This window comes from Type-C symbiont of Plautia stali (assembly GCF_059730935.1).
The window spans coordinates 575436-591628 of the sequence record NZ_AP035923.1 but is presented as its reverse complement, the minus strand read 5'-3'; the positions used below and the strand labels follow the sequence as shown (position 1 = coordinate 591628).

Here is a 16193-nt window from a genome sequence, read left to right as displayed (position 1 = left end):
TCATGAGCGATCACAAACGTCAGTACGGCCAGGAGATCAAAGGCCATCTGCTCACCGGCATCTCATGGATGATCCCGCTGATCGTTGCCGCCGGCATCTGCATCGCGCTCGGCCAGGTGATTGGCGGACCGGACGTCGGCAAGCAGACCGGCAGCATTGCGTGGATGCTGAACCAGATCGGCGGCTGGGGCATGGGGCTGATTGTGCCGCTGATCAGCGCCGCCATCGCCTACTCCATTGCCGATCGTCCCGGCTTTGCGCCTGGCCTGATCGTCGGCTTTATCTGCGGTCAGATCGGCACCGGATTCATCGGCGGCATTCTGGGCGGTTTCCTCGTCGGCTATACCGTGCTGCTGCTGCGCCGGGTGATCAGGCTGCCGCAGTCGATGCAGGGGCTGATGCCAATCATGGTGCTGCCGCTGCTCAGCACCATCATCGCCGGGCTGCTGATGATGACCTTTATCGGCCAGCCCATCGTCTGGCTGCAAAAGACGCTGATTCATCTGCTGGAATCCATGCAGGGCGGCTCAAAGTTCGTGATGGGCGCCATCCTCGGCGCGATGGCCACCTTCGACTTTGGCGGGCCGATCAATAAGACCATGTCGCTGTTCGCCGACGGCATGCTGGTCGACGGCATTTACGGTCCGGAAGCGGTGAAGTTTGTCGGCTCCATCATTCCGCCGTTCGGCATCACCCTCTCTTATCTGCTGACGCGCCACAAATACACCAAAGCAGAGAAAGAGGCGCTGAAAGCCGCCTTCCCGATGGGCATCTGCATGATTACCGAAGGCGTGATTCCGATTGCGGCACGCGACCTGCTGCGCGTGGTGGCCAGCTGCGTGGTGGCCTCAGCGCTGGCCGGCGGACTGATTATGGTGTGGGGCGTGGAAGCGCCGGTGCCGCACGGTGGCATGTTTGTGGTGCCGCTCTTCACCAAACCGTGGCTGTTCTGCCTGGCGCTCGGCATCGGCACCGTGGTGTGCGGCGTGATGCTGTCGCTGATGAAAAAACCGGTCACGCAGCAGGATGAAGAGTTCGATGACGTGGAAGCACCCGGCGTCCGCGATGAAGAGATCAAATTCACTCTGGAATAAGGAGCCCGCATGTTTGCCATGATGAATGACCTGATTCAGGCCGCCTTCCAGCACAAGTACGCGGTGCTGGCGATCAACTGCTTCAACCTCGAAACCGCCCGTGCGGCGATTCAGGCAGCGGAACAGCAGCGCGCGCCGCTGATTCTCAACGTGTATCAGGGACACAGCGCGCATTTTCCGCCAGCGGTGGCGGCGCCGCTGGTACAGGCGCTGGCGGCTCAGGCCGCGGTGCCGGTGGCGCTGGCGCTCGACCACGGCAAAGCTTTTCCGCTGATTGGTCAGGCGTTTCGCGCCGGCTTTACCGGGCTGATGATTGACGCATCGGCCGAGCCGCTGGCGGACAATATTCGTCAGACCGCAGCGGTAGTGAAGATGGCGCATACCGCTGGCGTGTGCGTTGAAGGCGAGCTGGGGCATATCGCCGATGCGCCCACATATGAACTGGCCGATGCCGCCGTGAAGATGACGCGGGTGGAAGACGTACTGCCGTTTATTGAGCAGACCGGCATCGACCTGCTGGCGATTTCGGTCGGTACCGCGCACGGGCTTTATCCGCCAGGCGTAAAGCCGAAGATCGACTTCGAACGGCTGCAGCAGCTGCACGCGGTGACGACGCGGCCGCTGGCGCTGCACGGCGGCTCGGGCACCCCGGCGGAGGATATACGCCGCGTCAGCGCCTGTGGCGTCGCCAAGATCAACGTCGGCGCTGCGGTGTTCGACGCTGGTAAGCACGCGGTGCAGCAGGCGCTGCGCCAGCACCCGCAGGCTGAGCTGGCTGATGTGCTGGCGCTGATGGAATCCGCCTGTCGCGAAGTGGTTATTGAATATCTGAGCTGGTCAGGGTCGGCAAACCGCTACTGACGGCGCGCCGCCCCGATCGCGGCGCAATTTCCAACTGTTTCTTTTTATCCCTCATCGGGTCGGCGCGTGCGCCGGCTCTGGTAAAACTCACGCTAAGGAAACATAAACATGTTGATTTCAATGAAAGAGATGCTGGCCCCGACCCGTGAACATCGCTTCGCCATCGGCGCATTTAACGTCGCTGACAGCTGCTTTATCCGGGCCGTGGTGGAAGAAGCCGAAGCCACTAATACGCCCGCCATTATTTCTATCCATCCGAGCGAACTGGAATTTGTCACCGATGAATTTTTTGGCTACGTGCGCGAACGCACTCTGAAAAGCCGCGTGCCGTTCACTATTCACCTTGATCACGGCGCTTCAATTGCGCAGGTGCTGCGCGCTATTCAGTGCGGCTTTACCTCGGTAATGATTGACGGCTCGCTGCTGCCGTACGAAGAGAACGTGGCGCTGACCAAAGAGGTGGTGAAGCTGGCGCACGCGGTGGGCGTTTCGGTGGAAGGCGAGCTCGGCACCATCGGCGATACCGGCACCACGGTGGAAGGCGGCGTGAGCAAGGTGATTTACACCGAACCGGCGCAGGCGGAAGATTTTGTGCAGCGCACCGGCGTCGATACGCTGGCAGTGGCGATTGGTACCGCGCACGGCATCTATCCCAAAGATATGAAACCCGAGCTGCAGATGCACATTCTGAAGGATATCTCTCAGCGCGTAGATATTCCGCTGGTGCTGCACGGCGGTTCGGCCAATCCGGACGCGGAGATTGCCGAGGCGGTGACGCTGGGCGTGGGCAAGATCAATATCTCCAGCGACATGAAGTTCGCCTATTTCGCCCGATTGCGCGAGATCCTCGCGCGGGAGAGCTGGTGGGATCCGAATGTGATTTATCCGGACGCCATCGCCGCCGCGAAAGCGGTGATTCGCTACAAGATGAATCTGTTTGGCGGGCTGGGTAAAGCCGGGTTGTATCGTTGATTTCAAAACAATAAATAGGGCCGCTACGCAAGTGCAGGATGTCAGTTGCCCATGCCGTAGCGGCGCGATTTATCACACGTATTCACCCGCCGCACTGCTGCTGATTGCGCAATAAATTGCGCCGCTAAGGGACGGTAACGCCTGTCGCAATATCCTTTATCGCTAACGATTACTTCACTACGCCCAGCCACTGTCTGGCGATCTGCGCATATTCGCCGGTGGCAGTGCTGAGGTGCAGCCACTGATCGACATACAGCTTCCAGCTCATGTCATCACGCGGAATCATGTAAGCCTTCTCGCCATACTGCATCGGCTGCTGTGGATTAATGGCACACAGCGACGGATAGTGCTGCTGCTGGAACAGCGCTTCGGAAGCATCGGTGATCATCACGTCGGCTTTGTTATCTACCAGCTGCTGGAAAATCCCGGTGTTCTCCGCCAGTTGCAGGCTGGCCTGCGGCAGATGACTGTGCACAAACGCTTCGTTGGTGCCACCGGCCGGCTCGATTACCCGCACCTGCGGCTGGTTGATCTGCTCAACCGTCTGGTACTTCGCTTTATCCGCGCAGCGCACCAGCGGAATCTTGCCATCGACGCCCAGCGGCTGGGCGAACCAGGCGATCTGCTGGCGCTTAAGCGTCACGGAGACACCGCCCAGCGCGATATCACACTGCTTCGCTACAAAATCATCGCTCAGGGTTTTCCACGTGGTCGGCACCCACTCTACTTTTGCGCCGAGGCTGGCGGCCAGCGACTGCGCCATGCTGATATCCAGCCCTTCATACTGGCCGTCGCTGCGCAGAAAGGTGTAAGGCTTGTAATCGCCGGTGGTGCAGACCTTCAGGGTTTTGCTCTGGCGAACGTTATCAAGGTGGGATTGCGCCTGAGTCGCGCCGGCCACCAGAAGTAAGGCACTCAGTATCACAGTTTTCATGGTGTGTTCTTTTTAAGTGGATGTTGTTTTGCGTGCGGATTGTTGCATAAGTGACGGCATTATTGCTTTGAGAGCAAAAGTCTTGTGATCAATCACGCATTTTTTTGCCGCACGCGCGCGCGTAGAGTGGGCAGCATCTATGAGAAACGGAGCGAATTATCCATGAGCAAGATTTTGATTATCGACGGCGGCAAGACCTTTGCCCATTCCAAAGGCGAACTGAACCATACCCTGACCGAAGTGGCGGCCAGCCAGTTGCGCGATCTGGGCCACGAGGTTCAGGTGACCGTTGCCGATAGCGACTACAACGTGGCGGACGAAGTGCAGAAATACCTCGACAGCGACGTGGTGATTTATCAGATGCCGGGCTGGTGGATGGGCGAGCCGTGGACGGTGAAAAAGTACATCGATGAGGTGTTTACTCTGGGCCACGGCGCGCTGTACGCCAGCGATGGCCGTTCGCGCAGCGATGCCAGCAAAAAATACGGTTCCGGCGGCCTGATTCAGGGCAAAAAATACATGCTGTCGCTGACCTGGAACGCGCCGCTGGAAGCCTTTACCGATCCCGACCAGTTCTTTGAAGGCGTCGGCGTGGACGGCCTGTACCTGCACTTCCATAAAGCCAATCAGTTCCTCGGTATGGAAAGTCTGCCGACCTTTATCTGTAACGACGTGATTAAACAGCCGGACGTGCCGCGTGATATCGCACGTTATCGGACTCATCTCAGCCAGATCTTTGCTTAACTGTAAGCACACCGGGAAAAAACAGAAGGAAGCGTTATGTTAACTGTGGTTGCAGAAATTTGCGTTAAGCCGGGCCGCCGTCAGCAGGTACTGGAGGCGATTAATAAACTGATCCCTGTCGTGCTGGAAGAAGAGGGTTGCCATCAGTACGATGCGCTGGTCGATCACCAGGCGCAGGTGCCGTGGAAGCAGAACTCGCCAGACTCGATCTTTATGCTTGAGCAGTGGGAATCGCTGCGCCATCTGGAGCAGCATCAGCAGATGCCGCACATGGATGCGCACCGCGCCACCATCAAAGATGACGTGGTGGACGTGAAAATTCTGGTGCTGGAACCGACCGCCTGATTTTTCCGCTCAGGCATAAAAAAAGCCCCGGTTTTGCGACCGGAGCTTTTGTTTAGCAGCTAATCAATGATCAGTGCTGTTCGTTATGCAGGTTCTGCACCAGCAGTTCCGCATCACCGTTGCTGTAGACGTTATACTCGGTGCCGCCGACGGTGACGGTACCGGTCGCCTGCTGCCAGGAGCTGGCATCTTCACCGGCTGGCAGGATGTCTTCCAGCGTCAGCGCCTCGCCCTGTTTAGCGTTCACTACCAGCTGTGACTTGCCGTTGTCGATGAACAGTGAATCCTGACCCTGCGTCATGATGTCGTTGAGCGACATGCTCATCAGCCCTTCAACATCTGTCATACCAGCCACAGAGAAGGAGTCGATTTCTGGCGGCGGCGGCGGGGTGACGTCGACGTTGGTAGAAACGGTTTTGTCGATCACCAGCTCGTTACCGGCCGCATCGCGAACCGTGACGTTGAAGTCATAATCGCCTTCTGCCAGTTTGTCAGACTCATAGCGCCACACGCCGTTTTCTACCACGGTAGAACCGATCAGCTGGGTACGCGCTTCGTCGCCCCAAATCATCACGATAGTACCGTCTTCTGAGCCCTTACCTTTGAAGATCAGGGTGTCATCGTTGGTGTCCGGCCGCACCGGGATTTCAGTGCCGGTTTTATCTGCAAACACGCCTTCAAAGTTAGCACCTGCGCCACCTTCAACCGGCTCAGGAATGGTGGTATCAACTTCGAAGTTAATGGCGGCCTCTTTATCACCTTTCACACCGGATTTGCTCACCGGCTGTACTTCAACTTTGTGGTTACCCTCGCCCAGCGCTGGCAGCTCATAGCTCCACTCGCCGTTTACGACGTCAACCACGATCGGCTCCAGATCGTCGATGTAGATGATGACCTGCGACAGATCCGGTGACGTGCCCTTCAGCGTTGGCTGTTTGTCATCGGTGACCGTGCCATTTTCGATCTCACCCTGGATAGGACCGACGTTATCCTCCAGTATGTACGAACCTTCCATTGAGCCAGGCTTTTTGGTGTCGATGATCAGATCGATAGGATCGGATGGCTGCGATTCGTTGCCGGCCGGATCGGTGATCTCGATGATAACCTGATAGTTACCGTCATCGATTGGGTCCTCAGGTTTCACTTCCCACTTGCCGTCTTCGCCCACGATACCGGTACCAATCACCACCGGATTACCTTTACCGTCGTCAATGATGACTTCCACTTTGTCGCCCGGGTTACCGCCTTCGCCGCCGAAACCTGGACGGTTGTCATCAATTGGCTTACCTGGTTCAACCGGACCGGTTTTATCACCTTCGTTATCGACAATCGTTGGTGGTTGCGGCTGATCCGGAGGCGTAATATCGATAATCACGTTGATTGGATCTGAGGTCGGTGACTCTTTGCCGGTGGCCGGATCTTTAGCGATCAGTTCAATATCGTGTGAACCTTCCGCCAGCTCTGGTAATTCAATTTCCCATTTACCATCTTTAACGACAGTTGAAGCCACCGGCTCTTTTTCGCCGTCAACAATTACATAGATGATGTCGCCGTCGTTGCCTTCACCGCGCAGCACTGGCGTGGTGTCGTTAGTGGAATCGCCTGGCTGCAGAACACGCTCTTCATCACCGTTGTTGGCGACCATCTCATCCACCACCGGTGCCGGCAGGATGTTGCTGTCGATAACCAGTTTGAACGGATCGGTTTTCTCAGAAACGGTGCCGCCTTTGCTGATGGAATCCACAACCAGCGAGTGCTCACCTTCACCCAGCTCAACGTCCAGTTTCCACTCACCGCGATTGTCCGCTTTGGTAGAACCGATCAGTTTGTCGCCGTCCCATACGCGCACAATCACGCCAGCATCTGCTTTACCCGACAGGGTTGGGGTTTTGTCATCGGTGATGTCACCTGACTTCAGCGGACCGGTAACGCGGCCTTCGTCATCCAACACTTCGCTGAGTGATGGCGCGCCAGGCACAGAGGTATCCAGCGTCAGCGCGAAGTTGTCAGAACGTGGGCTCTCGGCGCCGAAGCGGTCAGTGTAGCTGGCGCTAAACACGTGGGTGCCGTCGGTGGTCAGTTCCGGCGTGAAGCTCCAGCGGCCATCGGCACCGGCTTTTACGCTGCCAATCACGTTGGAGCGAATATCGTAGATTTTTACTACGCTGTCCGGCTGGGCAACACCGTACAAAGTTGGAGTTTTGTCATTGGTGTAGTTGCCCGGCGTCAGATAGGTATCCGCGCTGCCTTCATTATCGATCACGCGCATAATCTGCGGCGCTTCTGGTGCAGAGGTGTCGATATTGTAAATACGCGGAATTGATGGTCCCCAGTTGCCCGCACGGTCCAGATAACGAATACCCGCAACGTGCAAACCCTCTTTCAGCTCCGGCGAGTCAAACTGCCATTTGCCGCTGCCATCAGCACGGGTAGTGTAAACTGTTTCATCAATAACAATCTGTACTAATGCATTAGGTTCCGCGTTTCCACCGCTGAGCGTAATTACGTTTTTGTTGATGGTTCTGACCGGTTCACCCGCAGAATTAGCCGCATCCACGATGGCTGATTCTGCCGGCGTTACAGATACGGCTTCGTTCACCGCCTGAGTGACCACACCGTCAGCAATCGTCAGGTTGAAAGCATCAGAGATCGGGCTTTCATGACCAACTGTATCCTTCGCCATCACGGTCAGTTGGTGCTCGCCGTCTGCCAGCTCCGGCGTGATGCTCCATGCGCCCATTTTGTCTGCTACCACTGAACCGATCTCTTTACCGTTATCGTACAGGGTAACAATGGTGCCAGGCTCTGCCACACCAGACAGCGCCGGCGTTTTATCGCTGGTGGCTTCACCCGGCGTCAGGTAGTGATCTTCCGCCGCAGCGTCATCAATCACGCGCCAGATTTCCGGTTTTGCCGGAGGCGTCGTATCCATATCAAGAATGAAGATACGCGGTGGGCTCGGGTTAGTCGCTTTATCAATCGATACCAGCTGAATGACATGGGTGCCGTCTAACCAGCTGGTTTTCGGGTCGAATGACCATTTACCGTCCTCGCTGATATCAACCATGTGCACTTCACCATCGATTGTAATCTCCAGCTTTCCGCCGTTGGCACCTCTTACTTCTTTATCAATCCATTTATAAAACTGATCTTTGGTCGAGATAACGCTCGCGTTCTCTGCTGCTGTAATATTAGCCATGATGTGTATTCCTTTTGCGTTAAATAATGTTTCGGGATTTCCAGCCGAATACAGGTTTAATTTCGCTTTTTATGCCTGAAGACAATACGAGAAACGTCTTAATCGATTAAGTTATATGAACCATTAATAACTTTATCGAGGCACAACGCCTCACACCTCATCAATATGAGATGTGAGAATGCGTTGCTAAAATAATTAAATCAGATCACTTATTTTCTACACTGATAATAACCCGGCGCTCGCTGGCATAGCATGCTTTCTGCTCCTGCAGGCTGCCTGAACAGTTAGTATCAACCTGAGACTCACCCATGCTCTGCGCGGTGATATTGGCCGCATTTATTCCCTGAGCAATCAGCAGTGCTTTCACCGCCTCGGCGCGACGCTGGCCGAGCGCCATATTGCTGCTGTCGCTGCCAATAGGATCGGTAAAGCCGGTGACGATAATGTGGCGTTGAGCGGCATTTTCCTTTTTCAGCATGCCGGCAAAGCTGCTGAGTGCTTCGCGCCCCTGTGCGGAGATGTCGTTGCTGTTGGCGCTGCCAAAGCGGAACAGCAGGTCAGATGAAAACGCATAGTTATCATAAGCTTCAGTTGTTCCTTCCTGACAGCGCTGTACCGACGATGCGCGTGACAGCAGATGAGCCTGACGTTTGGTGCTCAGCAATTCCTGCTGCGCCTGCTGCTGGCTGACCACCAGCGGACGACCGCTGTCATCGAGGTTAGCGCGAATGTAGTAGGTTTTACCGGCAGCCAGTTTATCAGTCCACGATTGCGCGCGTTTACCCTGATAATCTGGCGCGTCGTTGACATAACTGCCCAGCGAATGCGTTCCCGGCGCAACACAAAACACCGTATAGCCACCGGCCAGTAACGACGTATGGAATTCACCGTCGACATAAATATTTGCCGGTTTTTCCCCGGTTAATGAAGCCGGACGATAATAAACCACCCGCGCCTGCTCTGCCGATACCGGCGATAAACTACGCCATGCGGCACCAAATGAATTTTGCGCCTGGGTTGAAAAAGTCGTGAATACTGGCGCACACACCAGTGAAGCTAAAAGTAATTTTTTTGCAATTTTCATTTAAGTTTCACAGGTGCAATAAATTGCACCTGTATGCTCCAGATAAATTAGAATTGTTCGATTTCGGTCTGTAAGAACAGCGCATCTGATTGGGAATTATTTTCAGCTATCACACCACTCTGGCTTTCCTGATTATTCCAGTCATTAAACGCATCGTTATTAAGCTGCAGTAATTCCGCATTAATCGGCTGCGGCTGATCGTCGGCCTCATTGAACAGTTCATGATTGTCCAGCGAAAGCAGAGCGGAAATATCAAGACCGGCCAGCTCAAGCGCATTAATCTCCGGCGGCGGCGGTGGAATGGTGTCGACTTCCACTTCATAAATGTCAGTTTTGCCGGTCACTTCGCCATCGCTGGAGAACACGCCGCGCAGTTGATAAACATCATCCGCCAGATCCGGCGTCGTCAGCTCCCATTTGCCGTCAGCCCCAATCGTGGTAGTGAAGCTGTAGCTATTCTCGAGACCGACAATGTAGATGGTTACCAGCTCGCCCGGCACGCCTTTACCGGCGACAATAATGCTCGGATCGTTCATCGCGCCGCCGTTTTCGATTGGCGTACGCACGCCGGCGTCGTTGTTGTCTTTAAAGATATGCTCAATCATGCCAGAAACCGGAACGTCCGGATCGGGCAGGCCGTCGACAGGATCAGGATCGCCCGGCTCTTGCGTGTCGCCTTCAAACCCAATCGTGACCTTTTCTGAGGCCGGCGATTCGTTACCGGCCGGATCGCGCACCACGATTTCCAGCTCGTGCTCGCCCGGTTTCAGATTGTTTTCTGGCGTGAAGGTCCACTTGCCGTCTTCTACAATCACCGAACCAATTGGCTTGCCGTTGTCGATAATGACCACGATATCGCCATCTTCACCGGTACCTTCCAGCGTCGGACGCAGATCTTTTGTGGTGGAACCGTCTTCCAGCGGATTACCTTCGCTGTCTTTGATCACGCCAATGCCCGGATTTTCCGGCGCCACGGTGTCCACATCAACGATGAACGGATCGGATGGCAGTGATTTGTTACCCACCTGATCGACCACCACGATGCTCAGCTCGTGTCGCCCATCCTGCAGCGCCGGAGCCGTAAAGGTCCAGTTACCCTCGGCGTCCACCTTTGCGGTGCCCAGCTTCACGCCATCGTTCCAGATTTCTACCGTCGAGCCCGCTTCAGCTTTACCGGTCAGCGTTGGCGTATTGTCTTTCGTCACGCCGCCTTTTTCGATCAGCACCGGCGGATCCTGCATATCGTCCATCACGCTGCCAATAGTGCCTTTAGCTGGCGCCGTCAAATCGATGATGAATTCCCACGGATCGCTCTCTTCACCCACCACGCCATCGGCGTTACGCTCGGCGGTAACGATGCTGTGATTGCCTGCAGCCAGCGGTTTTTCCGGCGTAAAGGTCCAGTTACCCTCGTCATCCACCAGCACTTCACCCAGCAGCGCCTCACCATCCCATATTTCAATGGTATTGCCCGGCGTACCGGTGCCGTTGAAGGTAGGCATGGTGTCATCGGTGCGGCCGCCGTTAGCTACCGAACCGGTTACGTCGCCGATATCATCAATCACATCGCTGATCGTGGGCTTGCTGATATCGCCGCCGCCGCTGCCACCGCCGCCTTCACCTTTGCCGCTGTGGCTGCCGTCGTTATTGTCGTAGTGGTGTTTCGCCGCGACATAGCCGAGGCCTGCCGCTGCCGCGATAGCCGCCAGGCCACCCAGCGCAATCAGCGCCGGCGACCATTCAAAGCCGCTGGCCAGTGCGTAGCCGGAATTATCATCAACGCTGCCTTCACCCAGCGCCAGCGCGGTGGTTTCGCCGTCGGCCAGCGCGGCCGCTTCGTGGTCGGCATTGCCGTCCGTCGCGACGTAAGCGTGCATTTCGCCGTCTTCCGCTTTACCCACTAAGGTGCCGGATTTAGCGAAGAAATCTTCGATAATCAGATCCGGCTTGCTGGCGTCTGAGCCTTCCAGCATCACCAGCAGGTTTTTCCCTGCGCGTTTAACGGTGATGTTTTCAGGCGCGGTGCCGTCCTGGTTCTGCGTCAGCAGATATTTTCCGTTGGTAATTGCCTGAATCTTCACTGCTTTGCCGTCTTTACCGGCGCGCAGCACTTCCGCTTTGGTTATGGTTTTCTTATCGATAACCGCCACACTTACGGGTGAAACGTTCATGATTCTTCCTTCCGTCGATTAATTTTGACTGCGCGTTTGCAGGCAAGCGCCGCAATCTCCCTGGCTCTGCCCACGGGTGGGCTCAAAGTTGCGACATAATCCGGAAAGAGATAAATCCGAGACATAAGAAATGTCCCGTTAGGAAAAAATTCTTAAATGGGCGACCGAAAGATAGCTAAATCATTAACCGATTGAATTAAAGCGTTTTTATCGATGAGGGCAGAACATAACAGGAAAGGTTATTCAAACAGAACAGGACTATAACAGATGATTTTCCTGAATTTTTTCCCGTAAAAAATCCAGAAAACAGGTGATGCGGGAACTGAGCGACTGGTTGCGATAGTACACCGCGTGAATGGGCAGGCGCAGTTCGCGCGTGTCATTTTCCAGCACCTGCACCAGCCGGCCGCTGGCGCGATCCTCGCGGCTGACAAAATCTGATAGCCGCACAATGCCCTGGCCGGCCAGCGCCAGCTGGCGCAGGGTTTCGCCGCTCGACGCGCACAGCGTGGGTTTGATGCGCAAAAACTCGCCTTCACGCTGCCATACCGGCCAGACATTGTGCGCGTCCAGCTGGCTGAATCCCAGCAGCTGGTGCGTCAGCAGATCTTCCACGCTCTGCGGCGCGCCGGCTTTTTCCAGATAGGCCGGACTGGCCAGCAGGCGAATCGCGCTGCTGCCCAGCACGCGCGCGCGCAGCGTGGAGTCGCGCAGTTCACCAATGCGAATAGCGATATCAGTTTGCTGCTCAAGCAGGTCGATGACAATGTCATCGGTGTTCAGCTCCAGCTGAATTTGCGGATAGCGCGCGCAAAATTCGGCAACCAGCGGCACGATAACATGCAGGGTAAATGGCGTATTGGCGTTGACGCGCAGCCGTCCGGAGGGAATGTCGCGCCGCTGCGCGATATGCTCTTCGGCCTGCTCCACCGACGCGAGGATTTGCCGCGCGTGATCGAGAAAAATCAGCCCCTCTTCGGTCAGCGCCAGGCGACGCGTGGTGCGGTGCAGCAGCGTGGTTTGCAGTTTGCTTTCGAGGCGGCTCAGCGCCCGGCTGATGCCGGAGCTGGTTTGATCCAGCTGTTCCGCTGCGGCGGTAATGGAACCGGTGTCCACCACCGCGACCCAGGCGCGTAACTCTTCCAGTGTGATTTTCACTCTTCCTACCTCAGCGCATTGCTACTTCGAGACCGGTCTTAGCCTCGTTCTCACGGCTGCTGAGGTAGATTGCTCCACGTTCAGCAGCGGCAGGATACCACAATGCAGTAAAACCCAGGGATTATCACTGACCCGGGTGCGGCCTGGTTGTGCCGCGCACACGCGGTTTTTATTAGCGGACATGCGGCGATGGGACAGATCGGGACGGGCAGCGATGGCACGGTTGCCGGCATAAAAAAGGACGCCGCAGCGTCCCGTTTGCATCACACTTCGAGGTCGGCGAGGTCGCCTTTTTCCTGCAGCCAGTTGCGGCGGTCTTCCGAGCGTTTCTTCGCCAGCAGCATGTCCATCATCCGTAACGTCTGCTCGACGTCTTCTTCGTCGACCGTCAGTTGCACCAGACGACGGGTGTTGGGATCGAGCGTGGTTTCGCGCAGCTGCAGCGGGTTCATCTCACCCAGACCTTTAAAGCGCTGCACGTTCGGCTTGCCTTTTTTCCGCTTCAGCTGCTCCAGCACGCCCTCTTTTTCGTCTTCATCCAGCGCGTAATACACCTCTTTACCGAGGTCGATGCGGTACAACGGCGGCATCGCCACGTACACATGGCCCTGCTGCACCAGCGAGCGGAAGTGCCTCACAAACAGCGCGCACAGCAGCGTGGCAATGTGCAGGCCGTCGGAGTCCGCATCGGCGAGGATACAGATTTTACCGTAGCGCAGCTGGCTGAGATCTTCACTGTCCGGATCGATACCGATCGCCACCGAAATATCATGCACTTCCTGAGACGCCAGCACTTCGTCCGACGACACTTCCCAGGTGTTGAGGATCTTGCCTTTCAGCGGCATGATCGCCTGATATTCGCGGTCGCGCGCCTGCTTGGCGGAGCCGCCCGCAGAATCCCCTTCCACCAGGAACAGTTCGGTTTTATTCAGATCCTGCGCGGTACAGTCGGCCAGCTTGCCCGGCAGCGCCGGTCCGCTGGTCAGCTTTTTACGCACCACCTTTTTCGCCGCGCGCATACGACGCTGTGCGCTGGAGATCGCCAGCTCGGCCAGCATTTCGGCAGCCTGCACGTTCTGGTTGAGCCACAGGCTGAAGGCATCTTTCACTACCGCCGAGACAAACGCCGCGCACTGGCGCGAGGAGAGACGCTCTTTGGTCTGTCCAGCAAACTGCGGATCCTGCATTTTGACCGACAGCACATAGGCGCAGCGATCCCAGATATCCTCCGCCGACAGCTTCACGCCGCGCGGCAGAATATTGCGGTATTCACAGAATTCGCGCATCGCATCGAGCAAGCCCTGACGCAGGCCGTTAACGTGCGTTCCGCCCTGCATGGTTGGGATCAGGTTGACGTAGCTTTCGGTCAGCAGCTCGCCGCCCTCCGGCAGCCACAGCAGCGCCCAGTCGACCGCCTCCACATCGCCGGCAAAGCTGCCGACAAACGGTTTTTCCGGCAGCGTTGGCAGGCCGTTCACCGCTTCGCTCAGGTAATCCGTCAGGCCATCCTGATACAGCCAGGTTTGCTCGGTATCGTTCACCTTGTCTTTAAAGACAATTTCGACACCCGGGCACAGCACCGCTTTGGCTTTCAGCAGATGCTTGAGGCGGGAGACCGAGAAGCGCGGGCTGTCGAAGAAGCTTTCGTCTGGCCAGAAGTGAACGCTGGTGCCGGTGTTACGTTTGCCTACCGTACCAATCACCGCCAGATCCTGCACTTTATCGCCGTTTTCGAAGGCGATCTGGTAAATCTCACCGTTGCGGCGCACCGTGACTTCCACACGCTTCGACAGGGCGTTGACCACCGAAATCCCCACGCCGTGCAGGCCGCCGGAGAACTGGTAGTTTTTGTTGGAGAATTTACCGCCGGCGTGCAGGCGACAGAGAATCAGTTCGACCGCTGGCACGCCCTCTTCCGGGTGGATATCGACGGGCATACCACGGCCATCATCGATCACTTCCAGCGACTGATCGGCGTGCAGGATGACTTCCACGCGTTTGGCGTGACCGGCCAGCGCCTCATCGACGCTGTTATCGATCACTTCCTGGCCCAGATGGTTAGGGCGTGTGGTATCGGTGTACATGCCCGGACGGCGACGTACCGGTTCGAGGCCGGTTAAAACCTCAATGGCGTCAGCATTATAGCTAGATTGGCTCATCGTAACAGTCTGATTAGCAATAGGAAAATGGGCCCATCCCGCAGCATCAGGGAGTATTCAGTCCCAGAAAATCAATCATCTGCGCAAAATGGCGTTCGAATCCGATATAGGCATGATTGCCGCCCTCTTCTACCGTCTGACGGCACGCGCTGTAGTAATCCAGCGCCTGGCGATAGTCGAGCACTTCATCGCCGGTTTGTTGCAGCAGCCAGAGTAGATCGGGCGCTTCCAGAGGGTCAATCTGCATCACTTTCAGATCGTAAATGTGGCGAGACTCTAACACATATTGCTGGCCGGTGTAGGGATTCCGGTTTTCCCCCAGATAATCCACCAGCAGTTCAAACGGCCGCACCGCCGGATTCACCACCACCGCCGGCAGCATGAAACACTGCGACAGCCAGGTGGCAAAATAGCCGCCGAGCGATGACCCCACCAGCCCGAGCGGTTCCCCGGCATACTGCATCACCAACTCTTCCAGCAGCGCGGCAGCCTCAGCGGGAAAGGTCGGCAGCTGCGGCACCAGCACCTCAATGTGCGGATGCTGCGCCTGACACCACTGCTGTAACTGCGTCGCTTTAGCCGACTGCGGTGAGCTGTTGAATCCGTGCAGATAAATCAGCGCCGCCATGGTTTAGTAGCCCTCGGAATCAAGATCCGGACGGAACAGATCGCTCTGCAGACGATTCACTTCGGTTTGCAGCGTGCCATCCGCCTGCAGCGTCAGCCAGCGCCAGCCGGGCGACACGGTATCAATAGTGAAGTTGGTGCAGTGCGGTTTGAACTGGACGCAGGTCGAAGGCGACGCCAGTACGCGGCGGCCGTGCCAGTCGAGATCCAGCTCCTGATGAATGTGGCCGCACACCAGGTGGCGCGCCAGCGGGAAGTTTTGCAGCACCGCATCCAGCTGATGCGGATTGCGCAGGCTGTGCTGGTCAAGCCAGGTACAGCCAGAGGCCAGCGGATGATGGTGCAGCAGCACCAGCGTGTAGCGATCGGGGAACTGACGCAGCGTGCGGTCCAGCCACTCCAGCTGATAGTCGCTCAGCATACCGTGCGGCACGCCAAAAACCTGGCTGTCCAGCAGCACCAGCTGCCAGTGCTCGCCGAGCAGCACATGCTTGTCCGCGGCGATGCCGGCCTGCGCCAGCGTATCCACCATCGCCGGCTGAAAATCATGATTGCCCGGCAGCCAGACGCACGGCTTCGGCAGACGCGCAATGCCCGCAACAAAATGCTGATAAGCTTCGACGGTGTGATCCTGGGCGAGATCGCCAGTGGCGATAATCAGATCGTAATCGCGCTGTTGCGCCGCGATGGCGTCCAGCACCGCATCAAAACTCGACCAGGTATTCACTCCAAGCAGCGATTGATGTTTTCCCGCGAAAAGATGGGTATCCGTAATTTGTAAAATCCTGATATCGGACCCATTTGCCGCAGGAAGAGTTAGCAGGCTATCCAAAGCGTTTCCTTTC

The 16193-nt window shown here is 56.6% G+C and carries 13 protein-coding genes; 5 read left to right on the top strand and 8 right to left on the bottom strand.

Annotation, left to right across the window (positions count from 1 at the left end):
• The first annotated feature begins 2 nt into the window (after window positions 1-2).
• The 3 genes from AC6I7J_RS02825 to AC6I7J_RS02815 all read left to right on the top strand — a co-directional run bounded on the left by AC6I7J_RS02825 (window position 3) and on the right by AC6I7J_RS02815 (window position 2927).
• On the top strand, window positions 3-1094 hold the full coding sequence (locus AC6I7J_RS02825) for a PTS fructose transporter subunit IIC (RefSeq protein ID WP_058771377.1): 1092 nt from the start codon (window positions 3-5) through the stop codon (window positions 1092-1094).
• Between the two features lie 9 nt (window positions 1095-1103).
• The gene (locus AC6I7J_RS02820) at window positions 1104-1955 is read left to right on the top strand and encodes a class II fructose-bisphosphate aldolase (protein WP_058776532.1); all 852 of its coding nucleotides are present in this window, start codon (window positions 1104-1106) and stop codon (window positions 1953-1955) included.
• Window positions 1956-2063: 108 nt separating this feature from the next.
• Entirely contained in the window at window positions 2064-2927 is an 864-nt protein-coding gene (locus AC6I7J_RS02815) for a ketose-bisphosphate aldolase (RefSeq protein ID WP_021509600.1), read from the top strand.
• Window positions 2928-3096: 169 nt separating this feature from the next.
• Here AC6I7J_RS02815 and AC6I7J_RS02810 read toward each other — a convergent pair whose 3' ends face one another.
• Window positions 3097-3861: a transporter substrate-binding domain-containing protein gene (locus tag AC6I7J_RS02810; protein ID WP_498006725.1), complete on the bottom strand. Its 765-nt coding sequence runs from the start codon at window positions 3859-3861 to the stop codon at window positions 3097-3099.
• Window positions 3862-4023: 162 nt separating this feature from the next.
• Between AC6I7J_RS02810 and AC6I7J_RS02805 the strand changes: the two genes are divergently transcribed.
• Together AC6I7J_RS02805 and AC6I7J_RS02800 are read left to right on the top strand one after the other, a co-directional pair.
• Entirely contained in the window at window positions 4024-4605 is a 582-nt protein-coding gene (locus AC6I7J_RS02805) for an NAD(P)H-dependent oxidoreductase (protein ID WP_010618479.1), read from the top strand.
• A 36-nt stretch (window positions 4606-4641) separates the two neighbouring features.
• Window positions 4642-4950: a putative quinol monooxygenase gene (locus AC6I7J_RS02800; protein WP_021509602.1), complete on the top strand. Its 309-nt coding sequence runs from the start codon at window positions 4642-4644 to the stop codon at window positions 4948-4950.
• Between the two features lie 70 nt (window positions 4951-5020).
• Here AC6I7J_RS02800 and AC6I7J_RS02795 read toward each other — a convergent pair whose 3' ends face one another.
• From AC6I7J_RS02795 to cpdA, 7 genes are all read right to left on the bottom strand, one after another.
• The gene (locus tag AC6I7J_RS02795; RefSeq protein ID WP_498006723.1) at window positions 5021-8149 is read right to left on the bottom strand and encodes an Ig-like domain-containing protein; all 3129 of its coding nucleotides are present in this window, start codon (window positions 8147-8149) and stop codon (window positions 5021-5023) included.
• 205 nt (window positions 8150-8354) lie between these two features.
• The gene (locus AC6I7J_RS02790; protein ID WP_498006721.1) at window positions 8355-9233 is read right to left on the bottom strand and encodes an OmpA family protein; all 879 of its coding nucleotides are present in this window, start codon (window positions 9231-9233) and stop codon (window positions 8355-8357) included.
• Between the two features lie 47 nt (window positions 9234-9280).
• Window positions 9281-11404, bottom strand: a complete 2124-nt coding sequence (locus AC6I7J_RS02785) for an Ig-like domain-containing protein (protein WP_498006719.1) — start codon at window positions 11402-11404, stop codon at window positions 9281-9283.
• Window positions 11405-11662: 258 nt separating this feature from the next.
• Complete coding sequence (locus AC6I7J_RS02780) at window positions 11663-12562, bottom strand: LysR substrate-binding domain-containing protein (protein ID WP_058776526.1); 900 nt, start codon at window positions 12560-12562, stop codon at window positions 11663-11665.
• A gap of 263 nt (window positions 12563-12825) precedes the next feature.
• Window positions 12826-14721: a DNA topoisomerase IV subunit B gene (gene parE / locus AC6I7J_RS02775; protein ID WP_021509608.1), complete on the bottom strand. Its 1896-nt coding sequence runs from the start codon at window positions 14719-14721 to the stop codon at window positions 12826-12828.
• A 46-nt stretch (window positions 14722-14767) separates the two neighbouring features.
• Window positions 14768-15349 (bottom strand): esterase YqiA, encoded by a 582-nt coding sequence (gene yqiA / locus AC6I7J_RS02770; RefSeq protein WP_058771368.1) that lies wholly within the window; start codon window positions 15347-15349, stop codon window positions 14768-14770.
• 3 nt (window positions 15350-15352) lie between these two features.
• Window positions 15353-16180 carry a 3',5'-cyclic-AMP phosphodiesterase gene (gene cpdA / locus AC6I7J_RS02765; RefSeq protein WP_498006717.1) on the bottom strand — a complete coding sequence of 276 codons (828 nt, stop codon included), beginning with the start codon at window positions 16178-16180 and terminating at the stop codon, window positions 15353-15355.
• Window positions 16181-16193: the final 13 nt, after the last annotated feature.

What these genes read in the sequence shown, in the direction of transcription:
- AC6I7J_RS02825 (WP_058771377.1), top strand. Translation starts at nt 3, where the DNA reads ATGAGCGATCACAAACGTCAGTACGGCCAGGAGATCAAAGGCCATCTG.
- AC6I7J_RS02820 (WP_058776532.1), top strand. Translation starts at nt 1,104, where the DNA reads ATGTTTGCCATGATGAATGACCTGATTCAGGCCGCCTTCCAGCACAAG.
- AC6I7J_RS02815 (WP_021509600.1), top strand. Translation starts at nt 2,064, where the DNA reads ATGTTGATTTCAATGAAAGAGATGCTGGCCCCGACCCGTGAACATCGC.
- AC6I7J_RS02810 (WP_498006725.1), bottom strand. Translation starts at nt 3,861, where the DNA reads ATGAAAACTGTGATACTGAGTGCCTTACTTCTGGTGGCCGGCGCGACT.
- AC6I7J_RS02805 (WP_010618479.1), top strand. Translation starts at nt 4,024, where the DNA reads ATGAGCAAGATTTTGATTATCGACGGCGGCAAGACCTTTGCCCATTCC.
- AC6I7J_RS02800 (WP_021509602.1), top strand. Translation starts at nt 4,642, where the DNA reads ATGTTAACTGTGGTTGCAGAAATTTGCGTTAAGCCGGGCCGCCGTCAG.
- AC6I7J_RS02795 (WP_498006723.1), bottom strand. Translation starts at nt 8,149, where the DNA reads ATGGCTAATATTACAGCAGCAGAGAACGCGAGCGTTATCTCGACCAAA.
- AC6I7J_RS02790 (WP_498006721.1), bottom strand. Translation starts at nt 9,233, where the DNA reads ATGAAAATTGCAAAAAAATTACTTTTAGCTTCACTGGTGTGTGCGCCA.
- AC6I7J_RS02785 (WP_498006719.1), bottom strand. Translation starts at nt 11,404, where the DNA reads ATGAACGTTTCACCCGTAAGTGTGGCGGTTATCGATAAGAAAACCATA.
- parE (WP_021509608.1), bottom strand. Translation starts at nt 14,721, where the DNA reads ATGAGCCAATCTAGCTATAATGCTGACGCCATTGAGGTTTTAACCGGC.
- yqiA (WP_058771368.1), bottom strand. Translation starts at nt 15,349, where the DNA reads ATGGCGGCGCTGATTTATCTGCACGGATTCAACAGCTCACCGCAGTCG.